1 protein-coding gene is annotated in these 490 nt (G+C 55.3%); it reads right to left on the bottom strand.

What is annotated here, in order from left to right; genetic code table 11:
• A partial coding sequence (locus tag WN73_RS11580) for a c-type cytochrome (protein WP_271552833.1) occupies nucleotides 1-403 on the bottom strand: 403 nt, incomplete at its 3' end.
• Between the last annotated feature and the right edge of the window lie 87 nt (nucleotides 404-490).

Below are 490 nucleotides of genomic sequence, written 5' to 3'. Positions count from 1 at the left end.
GGATGCGTTTTCGCACGACGACTTCGGGGCTTTGCTCCGGCCCGGCCATCTTCCAATAAGACGGATCAACATAGTGAGGCAAGTTGACAATGGGGTTGAATCGTTCCCCCCAAATTGGCATCGCACGAGTGCCGTGAGCGGGAATTGTTTTCGATCCATCTATGGTTTCATAGACAGCGTTCGTGGGAAAGACCCCGTTGTTGTTCTTGGCCAACACCGTCAAATCGGGAGGCGGGATCTTGAGCTGGTCGCTGACCGGTCCTTTGCCCTTTGCATCCGCGCCATGACAACTCGCGCACGAAGACTGAAATTCTGACTTGCCGATGTCGAGGTCTTCAGCCTGAGCCGCGGCAGCGAAAGCAGCGGTAAGGCCGGCAATTATCAACCAACCACACTTTACCATGTCGCGCTCCGACGCTGGCTAGAAAGGCTTTACTACTAGCCGCTTTGCGCTCCGACAGATTGACGCATATCAAGACTGGCTTCCGGC

It is taken from the genome of Bradyrhizobium sp. CCBAU 45394, from assembly GCF_028128655.1.
In the GTDB taxonomy this organism is placed as follows: Bacteria; Pseudomonadota; Alphaproteobacteria; order Rhizobiales; family Xanthobacteraceae; genus Bradyrhizobium; species Bradyrhizobium diazoefficiens.
Note: the sequence above shows the minus strand (reverse complement) of the source record. Positions and strands in the feature narration are given on the sequence as shown.